This window comes from Herbiconiux oxytropis (genome assembly GCF_024979315.1).
GTDB lineage: Bacteria > Actinomycetota > Actinomycetes > Actinomycetales > Microbacteriaceae > Herbiconiux > Herbiconiux oxytropis.
In genome coordinates, this window is record NZ_JANLCK010000014.1 from 66,526 (window position 1) to 81,237 (window position 14,712).

General features: G+C 71.2%; 16 protein-coding genes and 1 pseudogene. 8 read left to right on the top strand and 9 right to left on the bottom strand.

The annotated features are described in order from the left end of the window. Positions 1 to 46: 46 nt before the first annotated feature. From N1028_RS17970 to N1028_RS17985, 4 genes and pseudogenes are all read left to right on the top strand, one after another. Positions 47 to 2,629 carry an ATP-binding cassette domain-containing protein gene (locus N1028_RS17970; protein ID WP_259530837.1) on the top strand — a complete coding sequence of 861 codons (2,583 nt, stop codon included), beginning with the start codon at positions 47 to 49 and terminating at the stop codon, positions 2,627 to 2,629. Further along, positions 2,626 to 3,486, top strand: a pseudogene (locus tag N1028_RS17975) (LLM class F420-dependent oxidoreductase). Before N1028_RS17970 ends, N1028_RS17975 begins: the two are co-directional and overlap by 4 nt. 81 nt (positions 3,487 to 3,567) lie before the next feature. Further along, positions 3,568 to 4,602 carry an alpha/beta hydrolase gene (locus tag N1028_RS17980; protein WP_259530839.1) on the top strand — a complete coding sequence of 345 codons (1,035 nt, stop codon included), beginning with the start codon at positions 3,568 to 3,570 and terminating at the stop codon, positions 4,600 to 4,602. Next, a complete protein-coding gene (locus N1028_RS17985; protein WP_259530840.1) occupies positions 4,599 to 5,546 on the top strand; it encodes a methyltransferase family protein in 948 nt (315 codons plus the stop codon). The genes N1028_RS17980 and N1028_RS17985 overlap by 4 nt, the downstream gene beginning before the upstream one ends. Here N1028_RS17985 and N1028_RS17990 read toward each other — a convergent pair. Further along, the gene (locus N1028_RS17990) at positions 5,524 to 6,549 is read right to left on the bottom strand and encodes an NADPH:quinone reductase (protein WP_259530841.1); all 1,026 of its coding nucleotides are present in this window, start codon (positions 6,547 to 6,549) and stop codon (positions 5,524 to 5,526) included. The two genes, N1028_RS17985 and N1028_RS17990, sit on opposite strands and share 23 nt — an antisense overlap. 58 nt (positions 6,550 to 6,607) lie before the next feature. Then, the gene (locus N1028_RS17995) at positions 6,608 to 6,886 is read right to left on the bottom strand and encodes a helix-turn-helix domain-containing protein (RefSeq protein WP_375163441.1); all 279 of its coding nucleotides are present in this window, start codon (positions 6,884 to 6,886) and stop codon (positions 6,608 to 6,610) included. A gap of 65 nt (positions 6,887 to 6,951) precedes the next feature. On the opposite strand from N1028_RS17995, the gene map reads away from it, so the two are divergent. Then, a complete protein-coding gene (gene map, locus N1028_RS18000; protein WP_259530842.1) occupies positions 6,952 to 7,713 on the top strand; it encodes a type I methionyl aminopeptidase in 762 nt (253 codons plus the stop codon). Positions 7,714 to 7,789: 76 nt separating this feature from the next. Then, entirely contained in the window at positions 7,790 to 8,800 is a 1,011-nt protein-coding gene (locus tag N1028_RS18005) for a hypothetical protein (protein WP_259530843.1), read from the top strand. A gap of 3 nt (positions 8,801 to 8,803) precedes the next feature. On the opposite strand, the gene N1028_RS18010 is transcribed toward N1028_RS18005, so the two are convergent. From N1028_RS18010 to N1028_RS18020, 3 genes are all read right to left on the bottom strand, one after another. Further along, a complete protein-coding gene (locus tag N1028_RS18010; protein WP_259530844.1) occupies positions 8,804 to 9,196 on the bottom strand; it encodes a PPOX class F420-dependent oxidoreductase in 393 nt (130 codons plus the stop codon). 32 nt (positions 9,197 to 9,228) lie between these two features. Then, complete coding sequence (locus N1028_RS18015; protein ID WP_259530845.1) at positions 9,229 to 9,447, bottom strand: hypothetical protein; 219 nt, start codon at positions 9,445 to 9,447, stop codon at positions 9,229 to 9,231. 64 nt (positions 9,448 to 9,511) lie between these two features. After that, on the bottom strand, positions 9,512 to 10,441 hold the full coding sequence (locus N1028_RS18020; protein ID WP_259530846.1) for an alpha/beta fold hydrolase: 930 nt from the start codon (positions 10,439 to 10,441) through the stop codon (positions 9,512 to 9,514). Positions 10,442 to 10,555: 114 nt separating this feature from the next. Between N1028_RS18020 and N1028_RS18025 the strand changes: the two genes are divergently transcribed. Next, a complete protein-coding gene (locus tag N1028_RS18025; protein WP_259530847.1) occupies positions 10,556 to 10,783 on the top strand; it encodes a hypothetical protein in 228 nt (75 codons plus the stop codon). A 19-nt stretch (positions 10,784 to 10,802) separates the two neighbouring features. On the opposite strand, the gene pgi is transcribed toward N1028_RS18025, so the two are convergent. From pgi to N1028_RS18045, 4 genes are all read right to left on the bottom strand, one after another. After that, a complete protein-coding gene (pgi, locus tag N1028_RS18030; RefSeq protein WP_259530848.1) occupies positions 10,803 to 12,545 on the bottom strand; it encodes a glucose-6-phosphate isomerase in 1,743 nt (580 codons plus the stop codon). Between the two features lie 89 nt (positions 12,546 to 12,634). Beyond that, positions 12,635 to 13,273 (bottom strand): TetR/AcrR family transcriptional regulator, encoded by a 639-nt coding sequence (locus N1028_RS18035; RefSeq protein ID WP_259530849.1) that lies wholly within the window; start codon positions 13,271 to 13,273, stop codon positions 12,635 to 12,637. 9 nt (positions 13,274 to 13,282) lie between these two features. After that, positions 13,283 to 13,774 carry a BphX family protein gene (locus N1028_RS18040; protein WP_259530850.1) on the bottom strand — a complete coding sequence of 164 codons (492 nt, stop codon included), beginning with the start codon at positions 13,772 to 13,774 and terminating at the stop codon, positions 13,283 to 13,285. A gap of 32 nt (positions 13,775 to 13,806) precedes the next feature. Then, on the bottom strand, positions 13,807 to 14,454 hold the full coding sequence (locus N1028_RS18045; RefSeq protein ID WP_259530851.1) for an alpha/beta hydrolase: 648 nt from the start codon (positions 14,452 to 14,454) through the stop codon (positions 13,807 to 13,809). Positions 14,455 to 14,561: 107 nt separating this feature from the next. On the opposite strand from N1028_RS18045, the gene N1028_RS18050 reads away from it, so the two are divergent. Continuing rightward, positions 14,562 to 14,712 (top strand): DUF2510 domain-containing protein (locus tag N1028_RS18050; RefSeq protein WP_259530857.1); only part of this gene is annotated, 151 nt, incomplete at its 3' end.

A 14,712-nucleotide genomic window follows, 5' to 3' on the forward strand; every position in this document is an offset into this window, starting at 1 on the left:
CCCGCGCCATCCTCCCACCACCGACCCACGAACACGGGAAGCTTCGATGACTCATTCGACAGACGAGATGCTGAAGACCGGCACGCGCACCGACGAGGTCGTGCTCACCACCGACGGCGTCAGCAAGCAGTACGGGCCGGTCACGGCCCTCAGCGCCATGTCGCTCACCGTGCGCGCCGGAGAAGTGCGTGCGCTCGTGGGCGAGAACGGATCCGGCAAGTCGACCTTCGTGGGCATCGTCAGCGGCACCGTCGTGCCGAACACCGGGACCGTGACGATCGGAACACGCTCCCTCACGAAGCACCTGCCCGTCGAGTCGCAGAACGCGGGAGTGCTGACCGTCTTCCAGGACGGCTCGCTGCTGGCCGCACTCACCGTGGCCCAGAACCTCTACATCGGCACTCCGGCCGCCCAGCGGCCGAAGTACGGCGAGATCTCGACGTGGGCCTCCGAACGGCTGGCCGAGTACGACCTCGACCTCGACCCCCTGCTCAAGGTCGCGGCCCTCGCCCCGGGCGATCGCCAGATCCTCGAGATCGTGCGCGCGGTCATGGCCAAGCCCCGACTGCTGCTGCTGGACGAGTCCACCTCCGCGCTCGATGCCAGCGGCGTCGACAAGGTGCTCGACCTCATGCGGCTCGCCGCCCTGCAGGGGTCTGCCGTGCTGTTCGTGACCCACCGTCTCGCCGAGGTCTTCCGGGTGGCTGATGCGGTGTCGATCCTCCGCGACGGCCACTACATCGGCACCCGGCCCGCCGGAGAGGTCTCGCCGAAGCAGATCGTCGAGCTGATGGCGGGCACCAAGGTCGAGATGGAGTTCCCACCGCGATCACCGCTGCACTCGGGGGCGAAGGAGCTGCTGCGCGCCGAGGGGCTCGAAGGCGAGAAGTTCGGGCCGGTCGACCTGACGCTCCGCGCGGGCCAGATCCTCGGCATCGCCGGAGCCGACGGCAACGGCCAGGGCCAGCTCCTGCGCGGTCTCGCCACGCTCGGCGTGACCGGCGGATCGGTGACCTCCCTGGGGACCGCGCTCCGGAGCTACCGCCAGGCCACCCGCGACGGCATCGTGTTCCTGAGCGGCGACCGCAAGAACGAGTCGCTGTTCCAGGCGCTGTCGATCCGCGAGAACATGACGGCCGGCGTGCTCCGCCGTCTGTCCACGGGCGGGATCGTGCGCTCGGGTGCCGAGAACCGCTTCGTCGACAAGCAGATCGCCGACTTCGGCATCCGGCTCGGTACCCCGGCGCAGCCCCCCTCCTCGCTGTCCGGGGGCAATCAGCAGAAGATCGCGCTCAGCAAGGCGCTCGCGACGGAGCCCAAGGTGCTCCTCATCGACGAGCCCACCCAGGGCGTCGACGTGCGGTCGCGGATGGACATCTATCGCTTCATCAGGGCGTGCGCCGACGAGGGCAACGCCGTGGTCATCGTCTCCTCCGACGCCTCGGAGCTCGCCGGAGTGGCCGACCGGATCGTCGTCATGTCGCGGGGTCGCATCATCGAGGACATGCCGGGTCTGGGCTCGAACGAGGAGAGCATCGTCGGTGCCTTCGCGGTGGAGTCCCGCGTGGTCGAGGGCGACGGGGAGCCGGTCTCCGAACCGGTCCCCGGCACCGATCCCGAGCCCGCAGCGGGCCCCGCTGCCGCACCGGTGGTCCGCCGCTCGCGCATCCCGCGCTGGGTGCGCAACGAGGAGACCACCCGCCTCGCCGTGCTCGCGCTGCTGATGCTCGCCATCGGGGCCGTGACGGCCGCCCAGAACCCCACCTTCCTCAGCGAGCTGAGCCTGAAGAACGTGCTCCTCATCGCGACGCCGCTCACCGCGGTCGCCATCGCCCAGTACTTCGTGCTGCTCGTCGGCGGCATCGACGTCTCGGTGGGGGCGACCATGAGTCTCAGCGTGGTGCTCATGTCGTTCCTCGTGAACACCGGCGGGATCTTCCCGAACATCCTCGTCGCCATCGGAGCCGCGGTGGTCCTCGGCGTGGTGGTCGGGCTCATCAACGCCTGGCTGGTCGAACGGATGAGGCTCTCCGCGGTCATCGCCACCATCGCGACGCTCGGCATCGTCACCGGAGTCGCCCTCACGCTCCGGCCGACCCCCGGAGGTGCCATCAGCTACGAGCTGATGAGCGCGATCACGCGGAGCATCGGGATCTTCCCGATCGCGTTGATCGTGCTGGCGGTGCTCGTGGTCGCCGGCGACATCCTGCTGCGCCGCACGGGTCTCGGGCTGCGCGTGCGCGCCGTCGGGATCAACGGGCTCTACGCCGACCGGCTCGGGATCAGGGCGACCGCCATCCGGGGTGGCGCCTACGTGCTCTGCGCCGTGCTCGCCGCCATGGCGGGCGTGCTGCTCGCCGCACAGGTCGGCATCGGCGACGCCTCGGTGGGCGAGATCTACACGCTGCTGGCGATCGCGGCGCCCGTGATCGGCGGGGCGAGCCTCCTGGGCGGGCGCGGCACGCTCATCGGTGCCCTGCTCGGTGCCGTGATGCTCGCACTGCTCATGACCCTCGCCACGGTCCTCCGCATCTCGCAGGGCGTGAACCTCCTGTTCATCGGCGGAATCACCCTCATCGCCCTCCTCACCTACGTGCTGCCCCTCCGCCGCAACGCCCTCCGCCGATGAGGGTCGGCGTCTACGTCTTCGCGACCGACCTCGACCTCGATCCGGGCCCGCTCGCGGTGGAGATCGAGCAGCGCGGCTTCGACAGCCTGTTCTTCCCCGAGCACTCGCACATCCCCGTCTCCCGGGCGACCGCCTATCCCGAGCAGTACGGGGGTGGGGTGCTCCCCGAGTTCTACAAGCGCACCTACGATCCCTTCATCTCCTGCTCGTTCGCCGCGGCGGCCACGAGCACGCTCCAGATCGGCACAGGCGTGAGCCTGCTCGCCCTCCGCGATGCCGTGCACGTCGCGAAGATGGCGGCGTCGATCGACCGTTTGAGCGGCGGGCGGTTCGCCTTCGGAGTCGGTTTCGGCTGGAACCGGGACGAGTTCGCCACCCACGGGGTCGCCTTCGGCAGCCGGCACCGCAGGGTTCGGGAGCAGGTGGCTGCCATCCGCATCCTCTAGAGCGACGACGTGGCCGAGTTCCATGGCGACTTCGTCGACTTCGAGCCGAGCTGGTGCTGGCCGAAGCCCGTGCAGTCGTTCCCGCCGGTGTACCTCGGTGGCAGCGGGCCGCTCACCATGAAGCACGCCGCGGAGTGGGCCGACGTCTGGTACCCGACCCCGCCGATGGACGATCCGCACCTCACCGAGGCACTGCCGCGCTTCCGCGAGCTCGTCGCGGAGGCGGGCCGCGATCCGGCCGGCGTGCCCGTGGGGATCGCACCCGGATCGTGCGACGCCGCCGACCTCGAGGCCTACCTGCGCAACGGGGTCGAGCAGGTGAACATCGCGCTGGTCGCCGACACGCCTGCAGAGATGCTCGCGCGGCTGGACGAGCTGCAGGCCCTGCGGATCGCCGTGCTCGGGCGGTGACAGAGTTGATCAGGCGAGCGCCTGGAGCAACTCGCGGTGGTGCTCGAGCACGGGAGCGCTGCGGGCCGGTAGGTTCGAGCCGTGACGCCTCCTGCCTCCCGCCGCCCCTGGTACCGCCGGCCCGGCCGCGTGGTGCTGCTCGGCGTGGTGGCTGTCGCGGCGGCCGGCGCCATCGCGTTCGTGGTGAGTCCGTGGCCGGCGGCCATGCTCATCCGGGCGATGTTCGAGCAGGGCGCGCGCACGACGGTCTCCGAGATGGAGCCGTACGCTCCCACGACGGGCGTCGACGAGACGCTCGATGTCCCCTACGGCGAAGCGGGATCCTCGACCTCGTTCGACGTCTTCTCGCCCGCGGGTGGTGACGAGCCGCTGCCGACCGTGGTGTGGATCCACGGCGGCGCCTGGATCTCGGGCGACAAGAGCAACGTGCGGCCGTACGTGCGGATGATCGCCGCCGAGGGCTACACGACCGTCGCGTTCGACTATTCGATCGCTCCCGAGGAGACCTACCCCACCGCACTCACGCAGCTCAACGGCGCGCTCGCCCATCTCGTCGAGCACGCCGAGGAGCTCCGCATCGACCCGAGCCGCATCGTGCTGGCGGGCGACTCGGCCGGGGCCAACCTCGCGAGCCAGCTCGCGGTGCTCACCACGAATCCCGACTACGCGGCGCTCCTCGGCATCGCGCCGGCCCTCACCACCGGACAGCTCCGCGCGGTGGTGCTGAACTGCGGCATCTACGACATCTCCGGCATCCCCGACGCTCCCGGCATCGCCGGCTGGGGCTTCCGGATCGCGCTCTGGTCGTACCTCGGCGAACGCGACTGGCTGCCCACGGCGGGCGGGCAGGAGATGTCGACGCTCGACTACGTGAGCGCCGAGTTCCCCGCCACGTGGATCTCGGGCGGCAACGGCGATCCGCTCACCTCGACGCAGTCCGAGCCGCTCGCCGAGAAGCTCGGAGGCCTCGGCGTCGACGTCACCCCTGTGTTCTATCCGGTGGGGCACGAGCCCGAACTGCCGCACGAGTACCAGTTCCACCTCGACTACGAAGACGCCAGGACCGCGCTCGGCTCGACCATCGAGTTCCTCGACCGGGTGACCGCCGCCGGATGACGCAGACCGCACCGGTCGCGTCGTCCGCGGCCCGCTGGGGACGACTCTACTTCGCGCTGCAGGCCCTCGGGGGAGCAGCCTGGTGGATGGCCGTCTTCACCGTGCCCGCCGTGTGCGGGGCGACCCTCGGCGGTCTCGAGCCCGTCCCGGTCGCGGCCGCCGATCTGCCGCTGTTCGTGGGCACCTCGGCCCTCGCCGCGCTCGGAGTGCGGTGGGCCGCCATCCTCGCCACGAGCTGGACGCTCCTGGTGGCGACCGCCCTGGCCGTCTACGCGACCGTGACCGGCGAGGCGGGCTGGGGCGTGCTCATCATGGCCGCCGCCGCCGGCGGATCCCTCCTCGGGCTCGCGCTCGTGCTGCTCGGGCGCGTGCCCACCGAGTGGGCCGTGCGCGGGCCGTTCGCCTTCCGCCCGAACGCGACCGGGCGGAGCAGACGGTCGGATGTACTCCGCACGTTCGCGCAGATCGCCGTGTTCTGGGGGCTCGGTCTCGTCGTGGTGCCGGTCGTCATCCGGCTGCTCGAGCAGCGCTGGGCGGTCGACGTCGAGTTCCCGCCGGTGTCGCTCCCCGTCGGCATCGTGCTGCTGGTGCTCGCGAGCAGCCTCGGCATCGGTTCGGCCGTCGTCATGTCGAGCCTCGGCGAGGGCACGCCGCTGCCCTCGGCGATGCCGCACCACCTCGTCGTCGCGGGGCCCTACCGCTGGGTGCGCAACCCCATGGCCGTCGCGGGCATCGCCCAGGGGGTGGCCGTCGGCCTCATCCTCTCGTCGTGGCTCGTGGTGCTCTACGCCGTGGCGGGTGCCGTGGTCTGGAACCTCGTCATCCGCCCGCATGAGGAGGCCGACCTCGGGCGGCGGTTCGGCCCCGAGTTCGACCGGTATCGCGCCGCCGTGCGCTGCTGGGTGCCGCGGCTCCGGCCCGTCAGAGCGACGCGACGTCGATGAGCACCTTGCCCACGACCCCGGACTCGACGGCGTCGTGCGCGGCCGCTGTCTCGGAGAGGGGGAAGCGGCTGAGGGGGAGGCCGGCCGCCTCGCCGACCGGGAGGGCTCCGTCGGCGAGGGCCGCCGTGATGTCCTCCGCAGCGGCCGCGAGGGCCTCCGAGCCCACGGTGTAGAGCAGCAGGAACTGGTAGCGCACGTTGAGGGCGAAGTGGCTGCGCACGTCGATCGTGACCTGGTCGCCGCCGTTGTTGGCGTAGACCGAGACGGTGCCGTGGTTCGCGAGCACGGCGGCGTTGAGGGCGGCGTTCTGAGCGGGTGAGACCTCCACGACGATGTCGACGCCGTCCGGGGCGATCTCGCGGATGCGGGACGCGGCATCCTCCTCGCGGTAGTTCACGACCGCGTCGGCACCCGCCGCCGTGGCGAGGGCCGCCTTCGCGTCTGAGGAGACCGTGGAGACGACGGTCGCTCCGGCCCAGTGGGCGAGCTGGATGGCGGCGTGACCGACGGCTCCTGCGCCTCCGGCCACGAGCACCGTGCGGCCCTCCAGTGCGCCGGGGGACAGCCGCGACGGGCCCCCCTCGTGCACCGTCAGGGCGCGGTGCGCCGTCATGGCGGGCACCCCGAGCGACGCCCCCACGTCGAACGAGACGTCCTCGGCGAGCTTCACCACGCGCTCGACCGGCACCACGGCGAACTCGGCGGCCGAGCCGCCCGGCCGCTGATACGCGGAGAGGAACATCCAGACCCGGTCACCGGGCGCGAGGTGGGCGACGCCCTCGCCCACGGCGTCGATCACGCCGGCACCGTCCTGGTTCGGGGTCTGCTCCTCGGCCTCCTGGCCGTTCGACGTGCTGCCCGACCGGTTCTTCCAGTCGGTGGGGTTGACGGCCGAGACGGCCACCCGCACGCGAACCTCACCGGCACCCGGTTCGGGCACGGGCCGCTCGGCGAGCTGGAGGACATCGGACGGGCCGTTCTGGGAATACACGATCGCTCTCATGCCTTCATCCAACCCCTGGAGGCCCCCTCTGCATTCCGGGAGCGAGGGCGAACACCCGCTACGCGGTCCGGGCGTCGACGTCGTGGGCGGGCGTTCCCGCCCATTCCACCGCAAGGGCGTCCAGGGAGAGGCCGAGGGCGCGCGCGAGCGAAGCGACCACGCCGAACGCGGGGCTCGGCAGGCGACCGGTCTCGATCTTGCGGAGCGTCTCGGGGGAGATGCCCGCCTGGCCGGCGACCTCGTTGAGCGAGCGGCCGGCACGGGAGCGGCGCAGGGTCTCGCCGAGGCGCCGGCCGGCCTCGAGCTGCTCGGGTGTGAGGGGTGCGCGGACCATCATGGGGAACTCCTGCGATCGGATGCCTGCGGTATTTCCATACCGACAATCGGTATTATCATACCAGCATGATCGAACTCCACACCCCCGCCGAGATCGAGCGGATGCGCCCCGCCGGCGCGTTCGTGCGCGACACCCTCGCGAAGCTCTCGGCCCAGGTCGCCGTGGGCGTCAACCTGCTCGAGCTCGAAGAGGCCGCCCGCCACGAGGTCGCCGAGCGCGGAGCCGTCTCCTGCTACTGGGACTACGCCCCGTCCTTCGGCGACGGCCCGTTCCGGAACGTCATCTGCCTCTCGGTGAACGATGCCGCCCAGCACGGCCTGCCCCACGACTACCGGCTGCGCGACGGCGACGTGCTGAGCCTCGACTTCGCGGTCTCGGTCGACGGGTGGGTGGCGGATGCGGCGGTCACCGTGATCGCCGGCCGGACCGATCCGGCCGACCTGACCCTCATCCGCTCCACGCGTGAAGCTCTCGACGCCGGGATCGCCGCCGCGCAGCCGGGCAACCGCATGGGCGACATCTCGGCCGCGATCGGCGCGGTGGCCGCCGCCTACGGCTACCCCGTGAACCACGAGTTCGGCGGGCACTCGGTGGGCCGCACGATGCACGGCGACCTCTTCATCTGCAACGACGGGCGCGCGGGCCGCGGCTACCGCATCCGCCCCGGAATGGTGTTCGCGCTGGAGCCGTGGTGGGCGAAGACGACGGCGCGCATCCGGATGGACCCCGACGGCTGGACCGTGCGCTCGGCCGACGGAAGTCGTGCGGCCCACACCGAGCACACCCTCGCGGTGACCGAGCACGGACCCCTGGTGCTCACGGCCTGACCGGCGGGCTCCGGATGCCGCCGCGGGGATGACGCGGATGCGTCCGGTGCCCTACCGTGAGCGGAGGGGGGGAGACATGGCCAGATCCGGCACTGCACACCTGAAGCCCGCGCGCGACCTCGTGGCCGAGGGCGAGGACCACGCCGCCGTGCGCGCCACGTTCGTCAAGCACGCCCTCACCCGGCTGCCGCTCATCGGCTCGCTCGTCATCACCATCAACCTCTTCGTGCAGGTGCGCGGCGATGTGGGACTCGCGGTGGCAGTCGCCCAGAATCTCACCTTCGGCGGACTCCTCGTGGTGGTGCTGCTGAACCTCGCCGTCTACATCATCATCGGGGTGATGGTGGCGGCGATGCCTCTCGTTTTCGACCGCGAGTACAACTTCTGGACGAGGGTCGTCGGCGCGGCGATCCTGCTGCTGCTCTCGGCGGTGCTGTTCAACACGGCGTCGTGGCTGCTGCTCGCCGGACTCGCTCTGGTGTTCGTGGTCATCGGCGCGATCGTGCTGCACGGTCGCACGAGGCCGGCACCCCTGGTCGACGCGGTGAGCGTGCGCACCGCGCTCACCAACCCCACGCCGCCGCTCGACTCCGGCCTCCGCACGATCTGGGCGGAGGGGCGCGCGATGCTCCGGATCGTCTCGCCCACGGCCCCGCCGGTCACTGTTGCCGAGACCGCCCTCGATCCCGTTCCCGCTCCCAAGCCGTTCGCCGAGATCGCCGACGAGTGGAACGCACGCACGACCGCCCTGCACGATCCCCGGGCCAAGTCGATCACGCGCCTCGCGTTCGCCGGCATCATCGGCTTCGTCGTGCTGTTCGGCCTCAACATCCTCACCCAGCCCATCCGCTTCGCCCCGCTCGAGCTCGTCGCCCTCGACGGCGGCACGGCGCGATCCGGGTTCGTGCTGCTCCAGGGTTCCGGCGGCGTCTTCGTGCCCAACCCGTTCGGCACTGTCGAGTTCATCACGGCCGCGGACATCACGGCACGCGACCTCTGCGAGGATGTGCCGCGCTGGTGGTCGATCTCGCCGATCGAGGCGCTGTCTCCCGGCGCCCCGAGCGGCGTCGACTGCACCGGCAAGTAGGGTTCAGCCGGTGTAGTCGTTCGCCCAGCTGGTCTGTGGCCGGATGAGGAAGACGGCGAAGCCGCTGCGCTCCTCGTAGGGTGCACCGGTGTAGGCCTCCGAGATGCGGTCGACGATCGCCATGGCCTCGTCGCCCTCGATCCGCCGCGAGACGACGCCGCGCACGGTGGCCATGTCGAGCGGCTCGTCGGGGCGGGTCACCGAGAGCGCTGCCCGCGGATCGCGCTGCAGGTTCTCGTCCTTACGGGAGCCCTCGATCATGAAGACCGCGAGCTCGTCACCCTCCACGCCCACCCATACGGGCACGGAGTGCGGGGATCCGTCCGGCATGAGGGTCGCCAGGTGCACCACGGCGGCCCGCTCGAAATACGGCCGCACCTTCTCGAACGACGCCATCAGCGATTCGTCTCCTGCTCCATCGGCTGGTGCTACTCGCCGTCGCGCTGGTGGGTGAAGTCGCCGCTCGAGGGGTTGGAGTACGCCGAGCGCGCCGGCTCCGCGGTCGACTCGTCGGCGTCGCCGGTGTCCTCCTTGTCGTAGAACGCGGCGTCGGCGCGCTCCTGCTCGTCTCGCCCGGCGGTCTTCTCGCGCTCGGTCGCCTCGTCGGAACCGCTCATGACGGGTTGGTCCTGTGTGTCGTCGCTCATGGTCGTGACACTATCCCCGCCGTGCGCATCCCGCATGCTGCCTGCTCGGAGTTCGCTGTCGGCGTCAGCCCCGGCGGTCGACGCGCTCCTGCGGTTGCCCTTCGCGGGCGACCTCCGGGAGCCCTCCGTGATCGGGCGCCACATGCTGCAGGATCCGCGACCACTGGGTGACGAGGGCGAGTGCGCCACCAGAGGAGACCCGCACGACCGACGATGAGGGGATGCGGTCGCGGTACCAGTGCCCGTCGTCGACTCCCGCGCCGGTCGCGTCGTCGGCGTAGATGAGTATGACGTCGGCGCGGATGGCGCCGAGCTCCTCGGCCCATGAGGTGTCGGCGAGGGCCTCGTGATCGAGCTCCGCTCCCGCACCGCCCTGGGTGGCGGCCTCGTCGAGCATGCGCTGCAGCCGGTTGCGGAGGCCAGGTCGCTCGAGCAGCCGGTCGCCGGGGGAGATGCCGAGCAGGTCGAGGCCGAACGGCGGAGCAGGTGCCGGCGCGGCCTCGTCATCGGATCCGGCCGCGCGGGGCGCCGGCGTCTGGAAGACCGCCACTCGATCCACGAGCTGCGGATGCCGCGCGGCGAGCGAGAGCGCCACCATGCCCCCCGTTCCCCAGCCGACGACCCCGGCGGTGCCGTAGGCCGCCGCCTGCGTCTGCTCGGCGTCGTCGTGCGCGGCCGAGAGGTAGGCGGCGAGATCGTCGGCTCGCCGCTGGATGGTCGCACGTGTCCCCGGCACCGCCTTGACCTTCGACGGGTCACCGGGCGAGAGCGCGTCCGGACCGGGGGCGTCGGGGGCCGGTGTCGCGCCGTAACCCGGGCGATCGAGCGCCACCAGGTGCACGCCCCACCGGCTCGTGACCGTCGGATCGGGGTCGAACATCCCGCCGCCCGGTGTCGGCAGGCACAGCAGCACGAGTCGCTCGGAGAGCGGATCGCCGGCGGCCGACAGCCCCATGACGTCGCCCGAGCGCAGGGTGGTCAGGTGGTGCGCCATCGTGCTCCCGTCCTGTGCTCTCTCGAAGTCCCCACCCTCTCTTCTACAACCGCCGACGCGATCCGCACACCCCTTGACCGGGCGGAAGACGGCGTGCCGGTCTACTCTTCGATCATGACGAACGATCCGACGGAACCCACCGAACCGCCGCGCCGCGACTCCGACGCAGGGCTGCCGAAATACGTCATCATCGGCGTCGTGGCCGGGATGCTCGCGGGCGCGGTCGGCGGCATCGTCGTGCCGTCGCTCGGTGTGGGCTTCGGCCTCAGCATCGGGATCGTCGTGGGCATCGCGCTCGGCGTGGCCCTCTGGTTCGCCAGGCGGGGCGGCGCCCGGCCGTAGCGGCACGCCGTCGCAGCGGCTACCGCGACCGCAGCTCCAGGTACTTCGCGATCAGCGACTTGGTCGAGGAGTCCTGCGACTCGAGGGCCGCCGCATCCCCGTCGACCGCCGGAGCGATCTCGAGCGCGAGCTGCTTGCCGAGCTCCACGCCCCACTGGTCGAACGAGTCGATGCCCCAGATGGTGCCCTCGGTGAAGACGATGTGCTCGTAGAGCGCGATCAGCTGCCCCAGCACGCCCGGCGTGAGCGAAGGGGCGAGGATCGAGGTGGTGGGCCGGTTGCCGCTGAACACGCGAGCGGGCACGACGGATTCCGCCGTGCCCTCGGCGCGCACCTCGTCGGCGGTCTTGCCGAAGGCGAGCGCCTTCGTCTGCGCGAAGAAGTTGGCGAGGAAGAGGGCGTGCACGTCGGCGCCCGGCTGCACGGCCTTGCCGTCGCCCGTGGCATCCTTCAGCGGATGCGCGGGGTCGGCCACCGCGATGAAGTCGGCCGGGATGAGGCGCGTGCCCTGGTGGATGAGCTGGTAGAAGGCGTGCTGCCCGTTCGTGCCCGGCTCGCCCCAGAAGATCTCGCCGGTGTCGGTCGTCACGGGCGAGCCGTCCCAGCGCACGCTTTTGCCGTTGGACTCCATGGTGAGCTGCTGCAGGTAGGCGGGGAAGCGGTGCAGGTAGTGCGCATAGGGCAGCACGGCGTGGCTCTGGGCTCCGAGGAAGTTGGAGTACCAGACGTTGAGCAGCCCCATCAGCACGGGTACATTTCGCTCGAGCGGTGTGGTGCGCATGTGCTCGTCGAGGGCGTGGAAGCCGGAGAGGAATTCGCGGAACCCGTCGGGGCCGATCGCGATGGCGACCGAGGTGCCGATGGCGGAGTCGACGGAGTAGCGGCCGCCCACCCAGTCCCAGAAGCCGAACGCGTTCTCCGGGTCGATCCCGAAGGCCGCGACCTTGTCGAGGGCGGTCGACACGGCCACGAAGTGCTTTGCCACGGCGGAGGTGCGCGCGTCGTCGTCTCCCGCTGCGATCGCTCCGGATGCCTCGAGCTGCTCCCACAGCCACTCGCGGGCAAGGCGCGCGTTGGTGAGTGTCTCGAGCGTGCCGAAGGTCTTCGACGCGACGATGAAGAGGGTGGTCTCGGGGTCGAGGCCCGCCGTCTTCTCATAGATGTCGGAGGGGTCGATGTTGGAGACGAAGCGGCACTCGAGACCGGGCTGGACGTAGGGCTTCAGGGCCTCGTAGACCATGACGGGCCCGAGGTCCGATCCGCCGATGCCGATGTTCACGACCGTCTCGATGCGCTTGCCGGTCACACCCGTCCACTCGCCCGAGCGCACGCGGTCGGCGAAGGCGTAGACCTTCTCGAGCGTGGCGTGCACCTCGGCGTCGATGTCGGCGCCGTCGACGGTGAAGCCCGCGGGCGGCTCGAGCTCGGTGGTGGCCCCGCCGGACGCAGGGCGGCGGAGCGCCGTGTGGAGAACAGCGCGGTTCTCGGTGACGTTGATGTGCTCGCCGGCGATCATGGCCCGGTAGCGGTCGGCGACTCCGGCGTCCTCGGCCAGCTGGAGCAGGTGCGCGAGGATCTCGTCGGTCAGCAGATTCTTCGACAGGTCGACCGTGAGGTCGGCCGCCTGGAAGGTGTAGCGCTCGGCGCGGTCACCCTCGGCGGCGAACCAGCCGCTCAGGTCCGGGGTGAACCCGGAGGCGATGCCGTCGAGGGCCTTCCAGGCGTCGGTGGCGGTGGGGTCGATGGGCGCCGATTCGGGCATGGCGTTCTCCTGGAGTCTGGACGGGCCGGTGCCACGAGCCTAGCGCCGGGTGCCCCCGGGCGGATCCCGGATCCGGCGGTTCCCGCCGGTCAGTGGGAGGGGGTGCGCAGCACGAGCCTGTCGATGGCGTCGGAGAGCCAGCGGCGGTAGTGATCGTCGTCCCAGCCGCGCTCCCGCACGAAGAAGCGGTAGGTGCCGGGGGAGACGAGGTGGGTGAGGGTCTCGGTGCGCTCGTCGGGATCGACGTCGCCGTGGAGCAGGCCGTGGGCGCCGCACCAGGTGATCGCCATCCGGATGTCGGCGTGCCGCCGGGTGTTGAGGTCGGCCACGAGCGCGGCGACGGCCTCATCGGTCTCTGACGCCACGTAGAGAGCATGGTCGATGCCGGCGGTGCGGGAGTTCGCCTCGGCGAGGAACCGCACGTAGGCCGGCAGCGCCTCGACAGGCGGCAGCTCCATGATGGCGGCCACCGCGGGGCGCTCGTGCAGCGGATGCGTGCCCTCGTCGCCCGCGAGCGAGAGCTCGAACGCCGCCATGAGGAGCGCGCTCTTGGGGCCGGCCAGGTGCACGCTCTGCACCGAGACGCCGGCCTCCTTCGCGATGGCCGCCATGGTGGTGCCCTGGTAGCCGTCGCGCGCGAAGAGCGTCGCCGAGGCCTGGAGGATGCGGCGGCGCGTGGACGCCGACGCCTCCTCCCGGATCGGTGAGGAGTAGTGCCGGGTTGCCATGCGGCGATCCTAGGCCGAGACCTCCGTGGCGGGGGCTGTGGCGCGCTCTGGTGCCCTGGATGCCGCGTGTGCTGCGACGGCTCGAGCGTCTCGTTCCGCGGCCCGGCGGGCGGTTCGGAGGGCGAGCGGCCCGGTGACGATGATGGCGAGGTGCAGACCGATGAAGACGAGCATGCCGGCGAGCGGATACCCGGCCGCGATCATGTAGATGTCGTCGAGCACGCCGCGCACGATCGAGAGCACGATGGCGAGCCAGGCGAGGATGCGGTGCTGCCCCGGCCGGAACGACGCGACGATCAGGAACGCGCCGAGGATCAGCAGGTCGAGCCCGAAGAGCATCGTGAAGTCGAGGAACCCGCGGTAGGCGGTGCCGCCGATCGGAGCATCCCACCCCGGAACGCTCAGCTCGAGCCTGGGCGCGTTGAGGAAGGGCAGCCACATGAGGCCGAGCACGATATTGACGAGGCCGACGCCCCGGAACCACCACCGAAGAAAAGTCATAAGAGCATTACTACAGTCAATAGAGCCGTACGTCAACCAATCAGGTAGGCCGCCACGTCGGCCAGTTCGTCCGGGAGGAGGGCGTGGCTGTCGCCGGGGTAGACGCGGTGGGTGAGGTCGACGGTGCCGGCGAGGGCCGCCTCGGTGCGGGCCACGAGGTGCGGTGCGATCGCGAAGTCGTGCTCCGAGCGACCCCAGAACACCCGCGGGCGCACGGCGGCGAGGCGCGCATCGCCCTCGACGGTGCCGGGGAGCCAGATGCCCGCGAGCATGACCGTGGCGGCGAAGCGCTCCGGATCGTGACGCAGGAGGTGCAGAGCGAGCGCCCCGCCCTGCGAGAAGCCGACCACCGCGACCGCCGCTGGTGTGCCGCGGCGAGCCGGCAGGGCGTCGAGCCAGTCGAGCACGGCCTCCGCGGTCTCGTTCTCCTGGCCGCCCTCGGGCTGGATCTCGGCATCCACGTCGTACCAGCCGCGACCACCCGGCAGTGGTGCTCGCGATTCGCGCGGCCCGCGGAGGGACGCGGTGACGAGAGCGGGGCCATTCCCCAGCGCCTTCGTCACGGGTGCCATCGCGTGCTCGTCCTGGCCGTAGCCGTGCAGCAGCACCACGAGCATCCGCCCGTCGAGCCGACCTTCGTGCGACCACACGACCGCACCGTCATCCACCGAAACCGTCACGACATCTCCTTCGAAGTCCTCTCCACCGTAGTCGCCGGAGGCATCCGCCCCCGTTAGGGTCGAGGTGACGCGGGGGCCATCTGGACCCCGCAGGATGCGGGGGACCGGTGAGCGCAGCTCCGGGATGGTACGACGCGGGAACGCCAGGGAAGCTCCGCTGGTGGGACGGCGTGCAGTGGACGGCGTTCGAGACGGACGCCGCGCCGAGCGCGCCGGCCGCCGCGGTGGCGGCGGCGAGCGCGCCGGCCGCCGCGGTGG